This is a genomic window from Variovorax sp. DAIF25, from assembly GCF_050711835.1.
In the GTDB taxonomy this organism is placed as follows: Bacteria; Pseudomonadota; Gammaproteobacteria; order Burkholderiales; family Burkholderiaceae_C; genus Variovorax.
This window is the reverse complement of sequence record NZ_CP136637.1, coordinates 1,503,715-1,522,817: the sequence shown is the minus strand read 5'-3', so window position 1 is coordinate 1,522,817 and position 19,103 is coordinate 1,503,715. Positions and strand designations below refer to the sequence as shown.

Sequence of the window (19,103 nt, the reverse complement as noted above, 5' to 3'; positions counted from 1 at the left end):
CGAGGTGACACGACGCAGGGCGTCGGGCCGGCGAGAGGCGCAGTGAAGGAGGCCGCGATTGTGGGTTTCGGTGGGCCTCAGGATCAATCGACCATTGCTCACACGCCAGGTGAGTTTTTATGCAGATCAACGGATGTATGCTTTTTGATCGTCTTCCTCAGTTCCGATGCATGCCATGCGAGCCCTTCCTCCGCTGAATTCCATCAAGGCCTTCGACGCGGCCGCGCGTCACCTCAGCTTCACGAAGGCCGGGGATGAGCTGTGCGTAACGCATGGCGCGATCAGCCGGCAGATTCAGGTGCTCGAACAATGGCTGGGCACTGCTTTGTTCCTGCGGCTACCGCGTGGGCTGCAGCTCACGGCAGATGGCATGCGCTTTCACACCGAGGTCAATGCCATGCTGAACAGCCTGGCCTCCGTGGCTGACCAGATCCGACGGCCGCAGACGACCCGCATCATCCGCGTGCAGTCTCTGCCGACGTTCACCATGCGTTGGCTCATACCCAGGTTGCCGGATTTCCAGAGAAGGTATCCCGATGTCGAGATCCGGCTGTCGATTGCGGCCGACGCCATGCCGCCGCGCGTCAACGACTTCGAAGTGTTCCTGACCGGAGGCCCGGAAAGCCATCATGGCTTTCGTTCGGGGCGATTCCTCGATGAGCAACGGATCGCCGTCGCGGCGCCGGAGTTGTTGCTGCGTTCACCGATCCAGCAGCCCAGTGACCTGAAGCAGCATGTACTGCTTCACACCAGCAGCCTGCCGGCGCTTTGGTCCAACTGGTTTTCGGCCGTGGGCAGCCAGACGATCCAATGCCGCAGCGAACTGACCTTCGAGCACCTTTACCTGTCCATCCAGGCCGCCGTCAACGCCGTGGGCGTTGCCATCGGTCCGACGGCCTTGGTGGCCGATGACATCAACGAAGGGCGGCTGCAGTACGTCATGCCGCAGTACGCGCTGCCGGCCAGGAGCTACTTTTGGTACTGCCCGGAGCGAACCAAGGGTGACGCCGCGGTGGAGGCCTTCTGTGCCTGGCTCGTGGATGTCGGCAACACGGGCCCAGTGGTTGCGAGCTAGCTGGAACCAGGTCGGGTCCAGGGGCGAGTTCAGAAAAACTCACAGGCCTGTCTCAACTTAAATCGATTGATACCAGACGGCTCCGAAAAATAGCATCGCTCGTTTCATACACCTGAGAACAAGGAGCGAGCATGGCTTTGGAGCTTGAAGATATTCGGGCGTTATTCGACGCGTACGGCTCACGGGCATACGGCAAGGAAGCAGTCACGCAACTGGAGCACGCACTGCAGACGGCCCATCTGGGCGAATCCGAAGGCGCCGAGCAGGAACTGATCGTCGCGGCATTCCTGCACGACCTGGGGCATCTGATCGGGTTGAGCAAGCACCATGAAGAAGGGGCGCCGAGTTCGGACGACGGATCGCCTTTTGGAACGGGTGACGACCTGCATCAGTACGTGGCGCTGCCGTTCTTGCGCCCCGTTCTCCCAAGCGCAGTGGTCGATCCCATCGGTCTGCACGTCGAGGCCAAGCGCTGTCTGTGCGCGATCGATCCGACATACCGCGCGAAGCTAAGCCCGCTGTCCATTCACACGCTGAAACTGCAGGGCGGTATCTACACGAAGGAGGAGGCAGATGCCTTCCAGCATCGCCCCTTCGCCCTCGACGCCATGCGGCTGCGCCGCTGGGATGACGCGGCCAAGGTGCCCGGCGTCAAGACGCCGCCGTTCGAGCACTACTTTTCCATGCTCTCGCAAATCTACGCGCAGCACCGCGAAACGCGCGCGGCGCACTGAACAAAAAACCAAAAAGCAAGCTCGCGCGAGCGCGCGAGTGCAGGAGACAAGATGTTTCATCAATTGACGATGCCGATCGGCGGCGCACTGTTGCCCACCTTCATCGTGGCGGCACTTCCGATCACGACCGTGCTGCTGATGCTCGGCGTGCTACGGCGACCTGGCTGGCAGGCGGGTCTTGCGGGCCTGGGCGTAGGTCTGGCGGTTGCGGTCTACGGCTGGCAGTTTCCAGTCGGCATGGCCTTCAACGCCGTGGCCCTCGGCGCAGTGTTGGCGGTGTGGCCCGTGATGTGGGTCGTGGTCGCGGCGATCTTTTTGTTCAACATGACCATACGAGCGGGACGGCTCGACGCCTTTCGTGTTTGGGTGCTGGACAACGTGCCCAACGATCGACGGGTTGTGCTCCTGGTGGTGGGTTTCCTCTTCGGCTCGCTCTTGGAGGCCGTGGCGGGGACTGGTACGCCCATCGCCATCACGTCCGCTTTGCTCGTCACGCTCGGCTTTCCGGTGCTCGATGCGCTGGTATTCATGCTGATCTTCGACACGGTTCCGGTCGCGTTCGGCGCCATGGGCCTGCCGATCACGGTTCTGGCTGCCGTCACCGGGCTGCCTGCCGCGGAGCTGGGCCAGATGGCAGGGCGCCAGCTCCCCTTTTTCGCTTTCCTGCTGCCCTTCTATGTGCTGACGATCTACAGCGGCGTGAAAGGCTTGCGCGCCGTCTGGCCGCTTGCACTCGTGGCGGGGGGAAGCTTCGCGATCACCCAATTCCTTGCCGCCAACTTCTTGAGCTATGCGATCTGTGACGTGCTGGCCGCGATCGTGGCGATCGTGGTGACGATGACTTTCCTGCGCTACTGGAAGCCGGCACCCGATGCTCACTACCATGTCAACATCGACCGGGCGAGCATTGCCCGAACGAGCGTGACAGGTCGGCAAAGCTGGTATCCGTGGCTGATCGTTGCAGTGATTGCCGTGGGATGGACCGTCGCGAATCTCGGAAAAATCGGGGAAGTCTCGATCCCCTGGCCCGGGCTCGACAAGGCGGTGTACATCACTGTCTACCAGAAGGCGTATCCGGCGGTGTGGAGCTTCCAGCCGCTGACGACCGGTACGGCGGTGCTGGTTGCTGCGTTGGTCTCCGCAGTCGTCATGCGCTTGTCAGTCAAGGACTTCTTCGGCGCTGCGAAGGACACCTTGCGGCAAACAGCGGTGCCCGTGGCCACCGTCGCCATGATCATCGGTCTGGCCTACCTGATGAACTATTCCGGGATGACGTACAGCCTGGGCCTGGGCATCGTGGCGGTGGGTCCATGGTTCCCCTTCGTGTCGGCCTTCCTTGGGTGGATCGCGGTGTTCCTTACCGGCAGCGATACCTCCGGCAATGCCCTGTTCGGCAATATGCAGGTGGTGGCGGCGAACCAGCTGGGGCTCAGCCCCACGCTGATGGCAGCCACGAACTCGACCGGGGGCGTCTTTGGCAAGATGATCTCCCCGCAGAGCATCGCGTGCGGTGTTGCAACCACGGGGATGCATGGCAAAGAGGGGGCCATCGTCGCGTGCACGTTCAAGCACAGCATCTTCCTGACCCTTTTGCTGGGCGTATTGGTGTGGCTGCAACAAAACCATCTTCACTGGATGATCCCTGGTCACTGACTCCCCGCACGACGACGTGATGCGTCTGGTGCTGCCCCGCCTCGCTTGCGGAGCTCGGGTAGCATCGCCGCATGCTGCGCGCGTCCCACACCGATCCTCCCCTGGCTGGCATTCGAGGGGCGCGCGTGCTCACGCCCGAAGGCTTGGCGCCGGCCTCCTTCGCTGTGGACGAAACGCTGCTGCACAGGGCTGCGTCGTCCGATGCGTTCCTGGATGCGGGCGACCTGCTCGTCCTGCCTGGCATCGTTGACATCCATGGCGACGCATTCGAGCGGGCACTCAGGCCCCGGGCAGGAGTTCGAGTGCCGCACGCGACGGCACTCACGGATGTGGACGCCCAGCTGCTGGCCAACGGCATCACGACGGCCTATCACGGCGTGACCATTTCGTGGGAAGGCGGGCTGCGCGGCTTGGCCGTTGCCGAGCAAATGCTTCACGCCTTGCAGGAGCGCGGCGTTCGATGGGGCGCCGACCACCGATTTCACTTGCGACTGGAAGCCAGATTCGTGGAGGGTTGGGCTGTCACAAGTCGATGGATCGAAGCTGGCCATGTTCACTTCCTGTCCATCAATGATCATTGGCCGCAGCTGGCGGCGAAGCTGGACGATCCCGTGCATCTCGCCCGGTACGCGGAGCGCGCGGAATGCGATGTGCAGACCTTTGTTCAGCGCGTTGAGGCGGCCAGTCAGACAGTGCCCGAGGCGCCGGGGTTGGCACAGCTCGTGGCACAGGCCAGGCGAGCCGGGCTCAGCGTCGCGTCGCATGACGATCCGGATGCGGCGCAGCGGCGACGTCTGAACCTCTGGGGCTGCAATGTGGCCGAGTTTCCGCTGAGCGAGGATGCTGCGAGAGAAGCGAGGGTGGCGGGTGACCTCATCGTGTTCGGCGCGCCGAATGTGCTGCGCGGTGGCAGTCACGTGGGCGCGCCACGAGCCGAGGACATGGTCCGCAAGGGCTTGTGCGATGTGCTGACGTCAGACTACTACTATCCGTCGCCCCTGCTCGCCGCATTCGACCTCGCGCGCCGAGAGGTGCTTTCGTTCCCCGAGGCGTGGAGCATGGTCTCACACCACGCCGCCACGGCGGTGGGGTTGACGGACCGCGGGCGCTTGGAGACAGGGCAGCGGGCAGATTTTCTGCTGGTGGATGACGCAGTTCCCGGGCAGCCGCGTGTCGTCGCGAGCGTGGTGGCGGGAGCGTTGCGCTTCGCGCTGCGTGCCTTCGAAAGCGGCACGCCGCGCTGAACAACCCTACTTGCCGCCCGTCACATCGAGGAAGGTGCCGGTGACAAAGGAGGCTTCGGCGCTGGCCAGCCACAAGATCGCTCGTGCCACTTCTTCTGGCTGGCCGCCTCGGCCCATTGGGATCGAGTCCTTGACACGATCCACTCTGCCGGGCTCGCCGCCACTGGCATGCATCTGTGTGTAGATATGTCCCGGGCGAACGCAGTTGACGCGGATGCCCTCGCGTGCGACCTCCTTGGCGAACCCGGTCGTGAAGGTTTCGAGCGCGCCCTTCGATGCGGCGTAGTCGACATATTCGTTGGGGCTGCCAAGTCGCGCGGCTGCCGACGAGACATTGATCACCGATCCCCCTCGCGCGTTGTGGCGGCTGGACATGCGCTTGATGGCTTGCTGTGCGCAAAGGATCGGGCCGATGGCGTTGACCGCAAAGATGCGGTGCATCCGCTCGAAGTCGAGATCTTCCAGGCGACACTGCCTTTGCAAGATGGCGGCGTTGTTCACGAGCACATCGAGGCGTCCAAATGTCCGGTCGAGCACCGCGAACAGACGAGCGACTTGCGCGGGATCTGCGCTGTCAGCTCGCACCGCCAACCCCTGCCGGCCCGCGGCTCGCACGTCCGCGATGACGGTATCGGCAGCCGATTCGTCTGACAGATAGCTGATCACCACGTCATAGCCTTGCGCGGCTGCCAGACGCGCTGTGGCCGCACCTACGCCGCGGCTGCCGCCTGTGACCAAGATGACGGGTGCCTGAGAAGCATTTTCCATGGGGTGAAGTTCCAGAGAGTAAGAAGAAGGCAGGATGGTCCGGCTCGCCATCGAGTGGCTGCCGTCAGATCGTTTGCTCGGTGAGCGTCAAACGCGCGCGCAACGCCAGTGCCAATGGGACCACGGCGATGGCAGTCAGTGCCGTCGCGCATGTAGCCCACTGGATGCCGACCCGATCCCCCAGGAGGCCGTACAACACCGGCGAAATCGCGCTCGAGCCGATGGTGCCTGTGTAGAAGAGCGCAAAGGCACGTTCGTCATTTCCCCCGGGTGCCAGGTCGGGTACTGTGCCGTACAGTACGGACGAAGTTCCGTTCATGAGTGCGCCCAGCAACGGCAGCAAGGCCAGCGCGGGAACCAGGGGACACAGCATCACGGATAAGATGCACACCGCAGTCCCGCATTCGGTTGCGAGCACGGTGCCGATGACGCCCATGCGCTGGCCGAGCCAGCCGCAAATGAACTTCCCGGCGGCGCCGCCGATGAAGACCATCGCCAGAGCTGTGCCCAGCATCGACGTCGATATGCCCTTGCCTTTGAGCAGGAACGGCAAGAAGGTCAGCAGCCCCATGCGCACAGCGCTGTCCAGCACACCGATCGCCAGAAGGAGCCGGAAGCCGGTGGCTGACGGATTCTTTTCATCGGCGCCGTCAACGTCTTCGATCGCCGGGTCGCGAGGTGTTGACGGGAGCCAAAGTGCCAGACCTGCAGCAACCAATCCACCGATCATGGACATGGCCCACAGTGCATGACGCCACGGCATCATGGTTGCCAGCAGCGAGATCGCGGCAGGCAGGGCCGCCTTGCCCAGATCTCCGGCAAAGTTGTAGATACCGAGGGGGCCGCGGGCGTTGCGCCCATAGGCGCGTGACACGGCACCAGAAGCCAATGGATGCTGGGTACTTGAACCGCTGCCCGACAAGGCCAGTGCGACGCACAAGCCAAGCAGGCCACCGGACAGGCCCGCCGCTGCATAGCCCAGCGCGGCGAGCAGTGTCCCGAGCGCCAGCGTGGCACGGCCTCCGATCCAGCTCGCCAGACGACCTGCGGAGAGCTGGAGCACAGCCATCGTGCCGGTGTAGACGCCCCGCACCAACGCCAGCGAGGCATAGCCGAGTTGGAACTCCGCCTGCCAGATCGGCAGCAGCGCGTAAATCATGTCGCCGTAGCCGTCGTGCAGTGCATGTGCAGCACAAGTCGCCCATAACACGCGGGTGCGACTGCTGGATGCCTTTTTCGCCTCAGTCGGCTGCGAGACAGAGGTAGGCATCGTCATGGTGCGATGCTAGAGCGCCGCCTTCGCAGACACCATCGACGATATGTCACATCGGCTGTTAGGAAAACTCACACCGACCATCTGGGAGGATCTGGAGCACTACGAAGACCTCAACCTGTGGTGAAACAGACTCGATGATGGTTGCGCCGGGTTGAGGCCCAACATGCTTTGATCTGGAAATGCCTTGCGCCGTGCGGTATCGAGCACCTGATCATGCCGCACCGTCACGACGTTTCCCGCCAATGACTTTGTGACATGCTCCGAGCGCGCGCTCAGCCCGCCTACGCCGCTGTCGAACACGCCGACGGGCGGAGTGGAAGCGGACGGCTGCGGACGCGCGGCGAGGCTCAAGCGGGTTCCAGCGCGATGGCCTTGAACTCGCCGCTGGCGATGCGCTTCTGCCACTCGGCCGGGCCGGTGATGTGCGCGCTGGTGCCGCCGGCGTCGACCGCCACCGTCACCGGCATGTCGACCACGTCGAATTCGTAGATGGCTTCCATGCCCAGGTCCTCGAATCCCACCACCTTGGCGGTCTTGATCGCCTTGCTCACGAGGTAGGCGGCGCCGCCCACGGCCATCAGGTAGGCGCTCTTGTGCTTCTTGATCGCCTCGATCGCGACCGGGCCGCGCTCGGCCTTGCCGATCATCGCGATCAGGCCGGTCTGGGCCAGCATCATCTCGGTGAAGCCGTCCATGCGCGTGGCGGTGGTCGGGCCGGCCGGGCCCACGGCCTCGCCCTTCACCGGATCGACCGGGCCCACGTAGTAGATGACGCGGTTGGTGAAGTCCACGGGCAGCTTCTCGCCCTTGGCCAGCATGTCCTGGATGCGCTTGTGCGCGGCGTCGCGGCCGGTGAGCATCTTGCCGTTGAGCAGCAGCGTGTCGCCGGGCTTCCAGCTCGCGACTTCGGCGGGCGTGAGCTTGTCGAGGTCGACGCGCTTGCTCTTCTTCTCGTCGGGTGCCCAGTCGATCTTGGGCCACAGGTCGAGCGAGGGCGCCTCGAGGTAGACCGGGCCGCTGCCGTCCATCACGAAGTGCGCATGGCGCGTGGCCGCGCAGTTCGGGATCATCGCCACCGGCTTGCTGGCCGCGTGGGTGGCGTAGCTCCTGATCTTCACGTCCAGGACGCAGGTCAAGCCGCCCAGGCCCTGCGCGCCGATACCCAGGGCGTTGACCCTGTCGTGGATCTCGATCCGCAGTGCCTCAAGTTGTGTCAGCGCGCCCGCGCCCGGCGTGGCGTGTTCGGCCTTGGCTTGGAGCTGATGCATATCCAAGGGATCCATCAGGCTTTGCTTGGCCATGAGCATCGCCTTCTCGGCGGTGCCGCCGATGCCGATGCCCAGCATTCCCGGGGGGCACCAGCCGGCGCCCATGGTCGGCACGGTCTTCAGCACCCAGTCCACCACGCTGTCCGCGGGATTGAGGATGGCGAATTTGCTCTTGTTCTCGCTGCCGCCGCCCTTGGCGGCCACGATGACTTCGACCGTGCTTCCCGGCACGATCTCCATTGAGATCACCGCGGGCGTGTTGTCGCGGGTGTTGCGGCGATCGAACTGTGCGTCGGCCACGACCGAGGCACGCAGCGTGTTGTCGGGGTGGTTGTAGCCGCGGCGCACGCCTTCGTTGATGGCGTCGTCGAGGCTGCCGGTGAAGCCGCCCCAGCGCACGTCCATGCCCACCTTGAGGAACACGTTGACGATGCCGGTGTCCTGGCAGATCGGGCGCTGGCCGGTCGCGCTCATCTTGCTGTTGGTGAGGATCTGCGCCATCGCGTCCTTGGCGGCGGGACTGCGCTCGCGCTCGTAGGCCTTGGCCAGGTGGGCGATGTAGTCGGCGGGGTGGTAGTAGCTGATGTACTGCAGCGCGGCGCTGATCGATTCGATCAGGTCGGCCTGCTGGATCGTGGTCGTCATGGAAGGAAAGCGTTCAACGGGGGCAATGCAATCTCGCGCCAGACGTGGTCAGCCTTGGTCGTCGAGGTCGAGGCCGGGTCGATCGTGGACGCTCGACACGGCGACGAAGGACACGGCGGCCATCAAAGTGATGTAGACGCCGACCAGCCACGACTGGCTCCACGTGGAGATGATCCATTGAGCGATCGTGGCCGCGAATGCACCGCCCAGGATGGAGCCCAGCGCGTAGCCCACGGACACGCCCGAATACCGGACCTTGGCCGGGAACATCTCCGCGTAGAGCGCAGCCTGTGGCCCATAGGTCAGTCCAAGGGGAACGGACAGGACCAACAACGCCACCAGGAAAAGGCCGATCTGCGCCGTGTCGATCAGGAACCACATGGGGATCGCCCATACGGCGAGCATCACGTAGCCGATCTGGAAGGTTCGCACGCGCCCGATCCGGTCACCGAGCACGCCGCCGATCAACGTCGAGACCAACCATCCCACTGCTGCCACCGTGCAAGCGGCCAACAGTTGCTGCGACGGCAACTGAAGCACGCGCTGGCCGTAGCTCAGAAAGAAGGCGACGAGCAGGTAGCCTGCGGCATTGTTGCCCACGAAGATCAACGCCGTCTGCAGCACCTGCTTGCGGTGATGACGAAAGAGCTGCCCTAGGGGCGCAGCGGACTCGCGGCGTCGCTCGTGCATGCGCAAGAAGACAGGCGACTCCTCCACCGAGCGGCGAATCAGTCCGCCGACCACCACGAGCGCGATCGAGAAGAGGAAAGGAAGGCGCCATCCCCATTCGAGAAATCGTTCCTTGCCGAGGACCGAGGTGACGGCCCAGAGCACACCCGTGGCGACGATCATGCCGATCGGCACCCCGATCTGGGGGAAGGCGCCGAAGAACGAACGCTTGTCGGGCGGCGCATGTTCCACCGACATCAATGCGGCACCGCCCCATTCCCCACCGGCCGAGAAGCCCTGCAGGATGCGCAGCAGGATCAGCAGAACGGGTGCCCAGACGCCGATCTGGGCGTAACCAGGAAGCACCCCGATCAGGGTGGTTGCCGCACCCATGAGAATCAGCGTCGCGGCCAGCACGGCCTTGCGTCCAAAGCGGTCGCCCAAGTGGCCGCAGATGATGGCGCCCAGCGGCCGAAACAGGAATGCCACGCCGATGGTGGCGAAAGCCAGCAGCAGCGACAGACCCGGATTGTTCTGTGCGAAGGGAGCGAAGAACAACGGCCCGAGCACCAGGCCCGCTGCCTGGGCGTAGATGAAATAGTCGTACCACTCGATGGCGGTGCCGACGAGGGTGGCGGTCAGAACTTTCTTGTCCTCGCGCGCCGCAGGCAGCGCCTGTGAAATCGGGATAGAGGCGGTAGGGGGCACGGTTGTCTCCGAAGGAATATGAACGTCCTTCAGGGCGACGTCCGGTTGTGGTTATGGAAGATCGCGTCAGGACGGCGACGACGTCGGCGCATCGGGCTGGCGCTCGGGTCGCGCCGCATCGAAGGCCGCGAGGCCGTCGCAGACTGCAGCGATGGCCTGGATGCGCGGGTAGGCCGCCACCGGCACGTCGTAGCGCCTCGCGTTGTAGATCTGCGGTATCAAGCAGCACTCGACGATCGAGGGTTGCGCGCCCAGCGCGAACGGACCGGCCTCGAAAGGCTCCAGCGCGGACTCGAGGGCTTGCAAGCCTTCATGACACCAATGCCGGTACCAGTCGGCAACTTGCGCATCGTCCGCGCGCAGCGAACCGCGCAGTCGCTTGAGGACGCGCAGGTTGTTGAGGGGATGGATTTCGCAAGCCACGAGCTGGGCCAATGCCCGTGCCCGCGCGCGTTGAGACCGCTCGCTTGGAAGAAGCGGGGGGTCAGGATTGCGCTCCTCCAGGTACTCGATGATGGCGAGCGACTGCTGTAACCGCAGCCCATCGATCTCCAGCATGGGCACCAGGCCGAAGGACGCAAGATCGCGGTAGCGCTGCTGCAGGTGCTCGCCATTCGCCATGTGCCAGCAGACGGATTCAAAGGCGATGCCTTTGAGCCCCAGCGCGATCCGCACGCGATAGGCGGCTGAGCTGCGCCAGTAGCTGTGCAGGCGCACGGTGGACGCGGAACTCACGGCGATGCCCCTTCGATACGCACGACCTGATCGATCGCGCCGAAGATGCTGGCGTCCCCGTCATCGCGCATCTCGATACGGACACGGTCCCCATGCTTGAGGAACGGGGTGTGCATCCGGCCTTCTCGCAGTTGTTCGCGTACGCGTGCCTCGACCAGACAGCACACACCCGCCTCGTCGCTGCGGTTGGAGACGGTGCCGCTGCCCAGGACGGTTCCGGCGATCAGTCGTCGCGTGCGCGCTGCATGGGCGATCAGTTCGCCGAAATGGAACTGCATCTCCTCGCCGGCCTGCGGACGCCCGAGCTGCCTGTCGTTGAGCCAGACTTCCATCACCCGGTGCAGCTTGCCGCCGCGCCAATGGTTGCCCAGCTCGTCTGGCGTGACAAGCACCGGAGACAGCGCGGAGGCCGGCTTGGACTGGACGAAGCCGAAGCCCTTGGCCAGTTCGGGCACCACCAGCGAGCGCAGCGTGACGTCGTTGACCAAGCCAAGCAGCCGGATATGTCCCAAGGCGTCTTGTGCGTTGACGCCCAGCGGAACGTCACCGGTCACCACGATCACCTCCGCTTCGAGGTCGACCCCCAGTTCCTCGCTCGCCGCCACGATGTCATCGCGCGGGCCGATGAAGTCGTCCGAGCCACCCTGGTACATCACGGGATCGGTGAGGAAGGACGGCGGCATTTCGCCGCCGCGCGCGCGGCGCGTCATCTCGACATGGTTGAGGTAGGCGGAGGCGTCCAGCCACTGATAGGCGCGTGGCAGCGGAGCGGCGCAGCGGGATGCGTCGAAGGCCTCTCCCGCGTCCATGCGCGCGTTGAGTGCTTCGTAACGCGCCTGGAGGTCGACCTGAACTTCGGGCCAGCGGTCCAGCGCTTGCTGCACGGTGGTCACCGATGCGAGAGGTGCCGTCATGCGTTGTAGGTCGCGGCTCACGATGACCAACTGTCCGTCGCGCGTACCGTTCTTGAGGGTGGCAAGTTTCATGATGGGCGTCTTCGTTCAGTCGTTGAGGGCGCTCCACATTTCCCGATCACGTTGCGCGGTCCATACGCGCGGCACCTCGATACCGCTGGCCTCGTCGTAGGCGCGTGACACGTCGAAGGGAATGCAATGCTCATAGATGAAGACATGGCCGAATTCCGGGTCCATCGCCTGGCGCGTCGCGGCATAGACCTCGCGCAGCGATTTCCCCTCGCGCACGCCCTGCTGGGCGCAGCCATAGAGTGTTTGCACCCAGCGGCGCGTGTACTCGATGCCGGCGCGGCTGTCCTCGGGCGTCTTCAATGCGGGGCCGCGGCCCGGCACCAGCTGGCGGGGTTGCAGCGCTTCCAGAGCGTCCAGGGTGGCAGGCCACTGCGCGAGATGGGCATCGCCCGTGTAGACCCCGGCGTTGTACTCGACCAGATCGCCTGAAAAGCAGATGCCTTGCGAAGGGATCCAGGCCACCGCATCGCCTTTCGTATGCCCGGCGCCCAGGTGCATCAGCTTCACTTCGAGACTGCCCAGGTGCAGCGTCAACTCGCGCTCGAAGACGATCGTCGGCCAGGTCAGCCCCGGGATGTCTTCGGCCGACTGGAAAAGACGTGGAAAGCGCCCGATCTCGGAGTCCATGTCGGCCTGGCCGCGTTCGGCGATCAAATCGAGGGTGCCGCGGCTGGCGAAGACGTTCACGGCGCCGTGCGCAGCGTAGGCCGAGGCGCCCAGCACGCGCACCGCGTGGTAGTGGGTGAGCACCACATGACGAATTGGCTTGTCGGTGACGCTGCGGATGGCCCGGATCAGGCCTTGCGCCATGGCGGGCGTGGCGGTGGCGTCGATCACCATGACACTGTCGTCGCCAATGATCACGCCCGAGTTCGGATCCCCCTCGGCGGTGTAGGCATAGGCGTTGTCGGACAGGCGCTCGAAGGAGATCGTTTTCTCGGCGAGGTCGGCGTGCGAGGCGAAGGCTTTGTTGCTCATGGTGCTTGGTTGGAATTCGTCGTCAATGTGAAATGGGGTTGTCGTGCCGCGCCCGGCTGCTGGTGCCACTTTGGCCAGGCCGCAGGCCTCGGGCCTTGTCGCGGGTCCAGGCAGCGAGTTCTTCGTGTGCAATGCGGCGCTTCTGCTCGACATAGTCGGCAATGGGCGCCGCATCCAGGCGCACGGTCAGCTCCAGACGCAGACCGTTGGGGTCGAAGAAGTAAATGGACCGTATGAAGTGGTGGTCGGTGACGCCCACCACCTCCACGCCGTGCGCCAGAAGCCTCTCGCGCATCTGTGCCACCTCCGTCTCGCTGGCCAACTCCATCGCGAAGTGATTGACCCAGCCCGGTGTGTGCGGGTCCTGCTGCGTGACGGCGTTGTCTCCCAGGTCGAAGAAGGCGATGTGGGAGTGGTCCGCGAATTCGAAGAACAAGTGCACGAAGGGGCAGTGCTCTCCCGTGGACGGTACGATTTCTTCCTTGACGACATGCACCAGTGGCAGGCCGAGGATGTCTTCATAGAAATGCCGGGTTTCTTCGGCGTCTCGGCAGCGCCAGGCGAAGTGATGCAGGCCGCGGGCTTGGATGGCGGGTGTCATGGCGGGTCCTCGAAATGGGTCAGGGGATGGCGAGTGCAAAGCCTTGCTTGTCATGACGCAGGACCTCCTCGATGGCCGCATGCACGGCTTGCGGGTCATCGAGAGACTCCGCCAGCAGCAGCACCAGGCATGCGAGGCGATCGCGTTGCGCGGTGACGTCGGGCAGGTCGGTCAATGCGACCAGGTGTTCCAGAACGTCGTCCAGTTGTTGTTGCGTTGCGGCCACGTCTCAAGCCTCCTCACAGACGATGGGGGTTGCATCCAGCGCTGCCTGCAGCAGAGCAGAAAGTTTTTCCATGGCATTGACCTCGTCGATCGACAGCACTGCCATGACGTGCTGATCGGGTCGAATGAGCCAGACCGCGCCTGCGTCGGCGGGCCGGCTCAGCTGACGGGCCAGCGCCGCGCGGCCTGCCGCGTCGCAGTACCGTCCGACGGCGACCCAGTGCAACAGCGGATGCGCTGCGCGCTGCGAGGGCAGGTCGTCGGAGAGCACCAATGCGGTGAACCAGGGGCCGAGGATCTGATGCAGCGTCGTGCGCGGCGGCGACGCGCCGGGGCCCTCGCTGGAGAGCACCACATTCGGAAGCGCCACGCCGGTTTGTGCATGCGTGCCGGCTGCAAGCGCCGACGGGGGGTAGATGGCGGGCGTGCAAAGGCGCCCGGTGTTGATCATGCGGGCGGCCCAATCGTGGTCCGGCGCCAGCGCGATGATGGCGTCGCGCCACAGCGCGGCCGAGCTGTGTGCCCCCGGGTAGACGAAGCGTGAAGACCGGCGTGCCTGGCGAATGTTCTCCAGCGCCGCGTGCTTGCGCTCATGGCCGTAGCTGTCCAGCACGGCCTCTCCAGCGAGCCCTTGCAGGTGCAGCGCCAGTTTCCAGCCGAGGTTGTCGGCATCCTGGATGCCGCCATTGCCGCCACGTGCACCGAAAGGCGCAACCAGGTGGGCGGCGTCGCCCACAAAGAGAACCCGTCCCCTGCGCAGATCATCCAGGCACTCGTGCCGATAGCCCCAGGCGCCAGACCAGGCGATGTCGAACGCAACGTCTGGGCCCACGAGCCTGGCCACCCGCTCGCGCATCGCTGACTCCGTTGTCACGACGGCAGGGTCTTCGTTCGGCGCCAATTGGAAGTCGAGGCGCCAGGTATCGTCCGCCATCTTGTGCCGCCAGACCGCGCGTCCATCGTTGGCGCTCGCATCCAGCCAGGTCCAGCGCTCCTCGGGCCATTCACCCGAGCGCAGGATGACGTCGATGATGATCCAACGGTCTTCCGTTCGGTCGTGAAGCCGGGGCACGATCCCCAGGGCTGTGCGCACTCGGCTGTTGGCGCCATCGCAGGCGAGAACCCATCGGGCGCAGGTGGTGTAGGCACCCTCGGGCGTCGTCACGTCGAGCTCGACGTGGTCCTCGGCCGAACGCACGGCGACGACCTCGTTCAACCAGCGCAACTCGGCCAGCGGTTCGCGTTGAAGGGCTTCGACGAGAAATTTCTCGACGTAGTACTGCTGCAGATTCGCAAATCCGTTGTGACGCATGTCGGGTTGCGCCTGCAGGCTGAACGAGGTGACGGCGGCATCGCGGCACAGGACCCGGCCGAGGTTCCAGCGCACGCCCTTGGCGACGACTTCGTGCGCGATGCCCAGGCGCTCGAAGATGTCCAGCGTGCGCTGGGCCCAGACCATGCCGCGCGAGGCCAACCCGCGCACACCCACGGTGTTGTCATCGTCCAGGACCACGACGCGGATGCCGCGTCGCACCAAGTCGAGCGCCGCACTGAGGCCGCTGAGCCCGCCGCCGACGACGATGACGGGGTGCGGCGTGTCTTGTGGGCGGTCGAGCTCGCCGGGGCGTTTGTAGGAATAGACGGGAAGTTCTAACATTCAAGGACTGCGGTTCGTGCCGTTCGATGTGACCGGCACGAATTTAGGAGCTCGCCTTCCTCGGGTCTGTCCTTTCAAGTGAGGACATCAGCGTGTGCAAGGGGCGAGAACCGTCGCCGCGGCAGGAGAATCAAGAAGATGGAGACGAACGAACTGGCCACGGTGGCCCCGATGCAGGATGTCTGGGCACCCCAGGCCATCCTTGACCTGGGTCGGCCGATGTTTCACGCGACATTGCTGCGTGGGCTCCACGAGGTGGTGGGTGTGGACCACATGTCCCACCTGCGCTACGACCGCACGGGCCGCATCGGCTATGCGCGTTGCGCGAGCCTGCTTGATCAGTCGATGATCGAATGGACCACGGACGTCTATGTGAATCGGCTCTATCAGCGAGATCCCAACTACCAGCGCGTGTGCGAGTCCATACGCGATCCCGTCTCGGACGTGCACCTGGTATCGGTCTCGCCCGAGAGCATTCGAGATCGCGAGTACCGTCAGCAGTTGTTCGAGAAGCCTGGCTTCGCAAGCAAGATATCGCTGTTCGGTACCTGGGGCGAGCGGACTTGCTACATCAACCTGTACTTCTCGCGCGCGGTCTCGAGCAGAACCACGGCGTTGCTGCGCTACTGCGGCCCTTCGTTGATTGCCTTGGCACAGCGCCACGACGAGTTCGCCACGCAACCGCCGCAGTCGATTCCCGTGGCGACCATCGACATGGAGTCACTCTCTGTGCGTGAACGGCAGGTCGCCGAACTTCTTTGGCTCGGCCACACGGCCAAAGAGATCGCTCGCGCGCTGAACCTGTCGCCCACCACCGTGCTGACTTATAAAGCCCGTCTCTTCGAGAAGACGAACGCCGCCAACCTCAAGGAGTTCTTGCTTCGCTCGCCCGGCCGAGTTCGGGGCGCAGTCCACTAGCCTTGACTTCGCATCCCGCTGCAACACCAAGCGTCGGGATGCACTGTCTACCGATGAAGGTGTCCAACCCGAAGGACGCGTCAAAGAGCCGGATTTCAGGGGCGATTGCGGTCGCGTCAGTGTGGTCCTCGCCCTTGCAGCGTGGAAGAGCACTGCGCCCCTCGATGTCCCACACTTCGACGTCGTTCCTGGGGTGGCACCAACGATGTGTTTCTGGAGTGACGGGCGTCGCTTCCTGAGGCGGGTGAAGTGGCACCTGGCGCTGAGCGTCGCATGCACTGATGCTTGCTGGGAGGGCCGTTGGCCTCCGGTTCTTCATCGTGTCCGCGGTCCCTTGTCCGGGGCGACGGGCGCCATGTCCGATCGGCCCTTGGCCTGCGCCTTCCAACGCTCTGCGAGCCATCTCGCGTCGGTCTGCACTGCCGGCATGCTCTCGACAAAGCGATCGACCTGCGCTGCCAGTTCGGACTCTCCCTGTCGTCGCAGCTGCTGAGCTGTGGCGCGCCAATCATGGAGGACTCCATATCGCGTGCGCTGCATCGCCTCGAGGCCGTGGTCGATGACGTGCTCCTGGCTACCGAGGAGACGAAGCACCTTTTCAATTTTGGCTTGCATGAGGGTGGAGGTCTTTGGTGCCCGATGCAGATCTTTTTCCCCAGGCGGCAACCGAGCGGCAGCTTGGAGTGCCTGCAGACGGTGATGGACCGCGGTGCTGTAGGGGGTACGCATCTGTCCTCGCACCTGCCTGGCCGTCGCATTGGCCGTGATGCCTTCATCGCGCAGGAGCGAAGCGAACTGCTCGCGCCACTGTCTGAGCGTGGCTTTGTAGATGCACAGCCGCTTGGTTGGCTCGTACTCTTGCTCGCTTTTGACGACCAGATGCACATGCGGATGCGCCTGGTCGACATGCAAGGTCATGGCGTATCGGTGGCGCTGGCCGAAGTTCTTGCGCGCAAATGCGCGCACTGTTCTCAGCAGCTTTTCCGGCTGTGTCCCTTGCGGCATCGACAACACGATGTTGTGGGCGACCTTGGGGCGGCTGTCTGTTTGACCTTTGACTGGCTTGGCCTTGTACTGACCTTTGCAGAGCTCCAACTGCCAGTCGCATGCGAGTTCACGAGCGGCGCTTCTTCCGTGATGGGTGCGTCCTTCGTCGTCTTCGATGGGGAGCTTTCCCTGCCGGCCGATGTAGTCCAGATGGACCTGAACGCTGGAGGCGTCGCGTCCGCCACCGGTGACTTTCACCATCACCTCTGGCGCACGATCGACCGTGCGGCGGATCTGCGCGATCTCGTCGGAACTGAAGCGCAAGACGTCGCCTGGCCCCTTGCGGCCATAGCTCACGATGTCCAGCGACATATCGGGTGTCGCGCCGATCGGTGTGGCACCCTGCCGATTGCCTTGCGCGTTCCTCGCGGGCATCTCAGGCCTGCGCGCCGGTTTCCCAGCAGACGAGGTTTCTGCGCACAATGGCCGCGGCCTCCTCGCGTGCGGCTTCCACCTGATTTCGAACCTCTGCAAGCACGCCGCCTAGCTCCGCGGCCACATCGATGGAAGTGTTCGGCGTGCCGAACGCCTCGAGTTGTCGTCGTAGCGCGGCCAGGTGCGCACAGAGAATCTTGAGCTGCGTCAGTTCGCAAGGGGGTGGGACTGCCGAGCGTCGCACATGGTTGCGCACCAGCAGGACCAGATAGCTGCTGAGCTTCATGCCACAAGCATCGGCACGCAGTGTTGCCAAGGCACGGTCACCCGGTCGAAGGCGTAGTGCGACGCGAGGCAGTGTGGAGTCCTCCACGTCGGGTGTCGACGTTTCCTCTTTCTCGAGGCCGTCCCGTCCGACAGGGCTTGAATCCTTGAGAACCTCATTGACCATGCGCGCGAGCAAGTGAGCCTCGCAGAGGCCATGAAACGCTGCAAGGGCGGAAAACTTGGCCCGTGTTTCCTGTGGCACGCGGGTACGGATAACGCTGGAGCGACAGTTGGAGGTCATTGCGCGGCGACGGCGTTCAATAGGTCCGCCTGAACTCTAGCGATTCGCCGTCGCCGGACAAGGACTTTGCGGACGGGGCAACGACATGTCTGGGTGACGGGTAACGGGTGACGGGCGATGCTGCCTGGTCGATCCGCTGGAGGTTTCAGCTTTGACATTTGCCCGACTTTGGGGCGGGTGCGCTTTCTGGTTCTGTTCGGCTGGCTGGGCAGTGGTGTCTGTCCAAGGCGTCTGCCGCGGTCAGCTGAGAACCGTTGCGGTTCTATGGCTCTAGTGCCTTGTCGCGATTGACGCCGGCGCTTTGCGCCAGATCGCGATGAACTCCGGGCTTCCGTTGAGGGCGCGAGAGTAAAGCCAGCGTGGCGTCAGCCTTTCGTGCGGAAGTGACAAGATCGGCTTGTGTTGATGGACCTTCTCGTTCCCGATGAATATGTACTCTTCGCAGTTCTCGAGGATGGCAGCTTCGTCTACGCCCGTGATGCTGCCGCCTCGCTGAGGCTCGGCCTCGTCGAAGCGGTGCGTGACCCAGCAGGCGATGACCACCTGCGGTCGGTACTTGGCTAGCGCATGCTCAGCATCGAGCTTCTCGACGTGGTCGCCGTAGCGAATCGTCGGTTGCCCGATGGATTCGTAATACGCGCGGATCGCAGGATCTTCCTGCTGACGGTTGTCGGTGGCCGGAATGGAGAGTGCCTGAGCCAGCACCCCATGGCCTGCGCCGATCTCTATCGCGCTGCGGCCTGCAATGCGTGCCTGAAGAAATTCCAGAAGTTCCACCGTGGGCAAGCTGTAGATGCCGTGCCGCACCCCAAACAACAGGCGCTCTTCCGCCGTGGTTTGGGAGAGTTCGCGGCCTTCGCGAATCAGAAGCCGACCCTCGGCATCCAGCAGAAGGTGCGCGATGTCCCGGGTCCGTTCTGGATTGAGGACAAAGGCTGCACTCGAGTTGCTCATGGGTCGATTGTCGACGATG

Annotated in this window: 18 protein-coding genes; 5 read left to right on the top strand and 13 right to left on the bottom strand. The window is 64.1% G+C overall.

The window, feature by feature from the left end; genetic code table 11:
• Window positions 1-175 precede the first annotated feature (175 nt).
• The 4 genes from gcvA (at window position 176) to R0232_RS41230 (ending at window position 4,706) form a co-directional block, all read left to right on the top strand.
• Entirely contained in the window at window positions 176-1,075 is a 900-nt protein-coding gene (gcvA, locus tag R0232_RS41245) for a transcriptional regulator GcvA (protein ID WP_208507317.1), read from the top strand.
• Between the two features lie 131 nt (window positions 1,076-1,206).
• On the top strand, window positions 1,207-1,809 hold the full coding sequence (locus R0232_RS41240; RefSeq protein WP_203208355.1) for a phosphohydrolase: 603 nt from the start codon (window positions 1,207-1,209) through the stop codon (window positions 1,807-1,809).
• 51 nt (window positions 1,810-1,860) lie between these two features.
• Window positions 1,861-3,462 carry an L-lactate permease gene (locus tag R0232_RS41235; RefSeq protein WP_431513176.1) on the top strand — a complete coding sequence of 534 codons (1,602 nt, stop codon included), beginning with the start codon at window positions 1,861-1,863 and terminating at the stop codon, window positions 3,460-3,462.
• A 71-nt stretch (window positions 3,463-3,533) separates the two neighbouring features.
• Window positions 3,534-4,706, top strand: a complete 1,173-nt coding sequence (locus R0232_RS41230; RefSeq protein WP_431513175.1) for an alpha-D-ribose 1-methylphosphonate 5-triphosphate diphosphatase — start codon at window positions 3,534-3,536, stop codon at window positions 4,704-4,706.
• 6 nt (window positions 4,707-4,712) lie between these two features.
• Here R0232_RS41230 and R0232_RS41225 read toward each other — a convergent pair whose 3' ends face one another.
• The 10 genes from R0232_RS41225 to R0232_RS41180 all read right to left on the bottom strand — a co-directional run bounded on the left by R0232_RS41225 (window position 4,713) and on the right by R0232_RS41180 (window position 15,222).
• Window positions 4,713-5,474 carry a glucose 1-dehydrogenase gene (locus R0232_RS41225; RefSeq protein WP_431513174.1) on the bottom strand — a complete coding sequence of 254 codons (762 nt, stop codon included), beginning with the start codon at window positions 5,472-5,474 and terminating at the stop codon, window positions 4,713-4,715.
• Between the two features lie 64 nt (window positions 5,475-5,538).
• Window positions 5,539-6,744 carry an MFS transporter gene (locus R0232_RS41220; protein WP_208507397.1) on the bottom strand — a complete coding sequence of 402 codons (1,206 nt, stop codon included), beginning with the start codon at window positions 6,742-6,744 and terminating at the stop codon, window positions 5,539-5,541.
• Between the two features lie 353 nt (window positions 6,745-7,097).
• Entirely contained in the window at window positions 7,098-8,663 is a 1,566-nt protein-coding gene (locus R0232_RS41215) for a fumarate hydratase (RefSeq protein WP_431513173.1), read from the bottom strand.
• Window positions 8,664-8,711: 48 nt separating this feature from the next.
• On the bottom strand, window positions 8,712-10,040 hold the full coding sequence (locus tag R0232_RS41210) for an MFS transporter (protein ID WP_431513172.1): 1,329 nt from the start codon (window positions 10,038-10,040) through the stop codon (window positions 8,712-8,714).
• Window positions 10,041-10,106: 66 nt separating this feature from the next.
• Window positions 10,107-10,775: a maleylacetoacetate isomerase gene (gene maiA / locus R0232_RS41205; protein WP_431513171.1), complete on the bottom strand. Its 669-nt coding sequence runs from the start codon at window positions 10,773-10,775 to the stop codon at window positions 10,107-10,109.
• On the bottom strand, window positions 10,772-11,761 hold the full coding sequence (locus R0232_RS41200) for a fumarylacetoacetate hydrolase family protein (protein WP_431513170.1): 990 nt from the start codon (window positions 11,759-11,761) through the stop codon (window positions 10,772-10,774). The genes maiA and R0232_RS41200 overlap by 4 nt, the downstream gene beginning before the upstream one ends.
• A gap of 15 nt (window positions 11,762-11,776) precedes the next feature.
• Entirely contained in the window at window positions 11,777-12,739 is a 963-nt protein-coding gene (locus R0232_RS41195; RefSeq protein WP_431513169.1) for an MBL fold metallo-hydrolase, read from the bottom strand.
• Between the two features lie 22 nt (window positions 12,740-12,761).
• The gene (locus R0232_RS41190) at window positions 12,762-13,340 is read right to left on the bottom strand and encodes a VOC family protein (protein ID WP_431513168.1); all 579 of its coding nucleotides are present in this window, start codon (window positions 13,338-13,340) and stop codon (window positions 12,762-12,764) included.
• A gap of 19 nt (window positions 13,341-13,359) precedes the next feature.
• Window positions 13,360-13,566, bottom strand: a complete 207-nt coding sequence (locus tag R0232_RS41185) for a DUF2783 domain-containing protein (RefSeq protein ID WP_431513167.1) — start codon at window positions 13,564-13,566, stop codon at window positions 13,360-13,362.
• Window positions 13,567-13,569: 3 nt separating this feature from the next.
• Window positions 13,570-15,222, bottom strand: a complete 1,653-nt coding sequence (locus tag R0232_RS41180; protein WP_431513166.1) for an FAD-dependent oxidoreductase — start codon at window positions 15,220-15,222, stop codon at window positions 13,570-13,572.
• A gap of 138 nt (window positions 15,223-15,360) precedes the next feature.
• On the opposite strand from R0232_RS41180, the gene R0232_RS41175 reads away from it, so the two are divergent.
• The gene (locus R0232_RS41175) at window positions 15,361-16,140 is read left to right on the top strand and encodes a LuxR C-terminal-related transcriptional regulator (protein ID WP_431513165.1); all 780 of its coding nucleotides are present in this window, start codon (window positions 15,361-15,363) and stop codon (window positions 16,138-16,140) included.
• 315 nt (window positions 16,141-16,455) lie between these two features.
• Here R0232_RS41175 and R0232_RS41170 read toward each other — a convergent pair whose 3' ends face one another.
• The 3 genes from R0232_RS41170 to R0232_RS41160 all read right to left on the bottom strand — a co-directional run bounded on the left by R0232_RS41170 (window position 16,456) and on the right by R0232_RS41160 (window position 19,084).
• Window positions 16,456-17,499, bottom strand: coding sequence for a relaxase/mobilization nuclease domain-containing protein (locus R0232_RS41170; protein ID WP_431513164.1), 1,044 nt, complete (start codon window positions 17,497-17,499; stop codon window positions 16,456-16,458).
• Window positions 17,500-17,563: 64 nt separating this feature from the next.
• The gene (locus R0232_RS41165) at window positions 17,564-18,130 is read right to left on the bottom strand and encodes a hypothetical protein (protein WP_431513163.1); all 567 of its coding nucleotides are present in this window, start codon (window positions 18,128-18,130) and stop codon (window positions 17,564-17,566) included.
• Window positions 18,131-18,400: 270 nt separating this feature from the next.
• Complete coding sequence (locus R0232_RS41160; protein WP_431513162.1) at window positions 18,401-19,084, bottom strand: hypothetical protein; 684 nt, start codon at window positions 19,082-19,084, stop codon at window positions 18,401-18,403.
• Window positions 19,085-19,103: the final 19 nt, after the last annotated feature.

What these genes read in the sequence shown, in the direction of transcription:
- gcvA (WP_208507317.1), top strand. Translation starts at nt 176, where the DNA reads ATGCGAGCCCTTCCTCCGCTGAATTCCATCAAGGCCTTCGACGCGGCC.
- R0232_RS41240 (WP_203208355.1), top strand. Translation starts at nt 1,207, where the DNA reads ATGGCTTTGGAGCTTGAAGATATTCGGGCGTTATTCGACGCGTACGGC.
- R0232_RS41235 (WP_431513176.1), top strand. Translation starts at nt 1,861, where the DNA reads ATGTTTCATCAATTGACGATGCCGATCGGCGGCGCACTGTTGCCCACC.
- R0232_RS41230 (WP_431513175.1), top strand. Translation starts at nt 3,534, where the DNA reads ATGCTGCGCGCGTCCCACACCGATCCTCCCCTGGCTGGCATTCGAGGG.
- R0232_RS41225 (WP_431513174.1), bottom strand. Translation starts at nt 5,474, where the DNA reads ATGGAAAATGCTTCTCAGGCACCCGTCATCTTGGTCACAGGCGGCAGC.
- R0232_RS41220 (WP_208507397.1), bottom strand. Translation starts at nt 6,744, where the DNA reads ATGCCTACCTCTGTCTCGCAGCCGACTGAGGCGAAAAAGGCATCCAGC.
- R0232_RS41215 (WP_431513173.1), bottom strand. Translation starts at nt 8,663, where the DNA reads ATGACGACCACGATCCAGCAGGCCGACCTGATCGAATCGATCAGCGCC.
- R0232_RS41200 (WP_431513170.1), bottom strand. Translation starts at nt 11,761, where the DNA reads ATGAAACTTGCCACCCTCAAGAACGGTACGCGCGACGGACAGTTGGTC.
- R0232_RS41195 (WP_431513169.1), bottom strand. Translation starts at nt 12,739, where the DNA reads ATGAGCAACAAAGCCTTCGCCTCGCACGCCGACCTCGCCGAGAAAACG.
- R0232_RS41190 (WP_431513168.1), bottom strand. Translation starts at nt 13,340, where the DNA reads ATGACACCCGCCATCCAAGCCCGCGGCCTGCATCACTTCGCCTGGCGC.
- R0232_RS41180 (WP_431513166.1), bottom strand. Translation starts at nt 15,222, where the DNA reads ATGTTAGAACTTCCCGTCTATTCCTACAAACGCCCCGGCGAGCTCGAC.
- R0232_RS41175 (WP_431513165.1), top strand. Translation starts at nt 15,361, where the DNA reads ATGGAGACGAACGAACTGGCCACGGTGGCCCCGATGCAGGATGTCTGG.
- R0232_RS41170 (WP_431513164.1), bottom strand. Translation starts at nt 17,499, where the DNA reads ATGTCGCTGGACATCGTGAGCTATGGCCGCAAGGGGCCAGGCGACGTC.
- R0232_RS41165 (WP_431513163.1), bottom strand. Translation starts at nt 18,130, where the DNA reads ATGACCTCCAACTGTCGCTCCAGCGTTATCCGTACCCGCGTGCCACAG.
- R0232_RS41160 (WP_431513162.1), bottom strand. Translation starts at nt 19,084, where the DNA reads ATGAGCAACTCGAGTGCAGCCTTTGTCCTCAATCCAGAACGGACCCGG.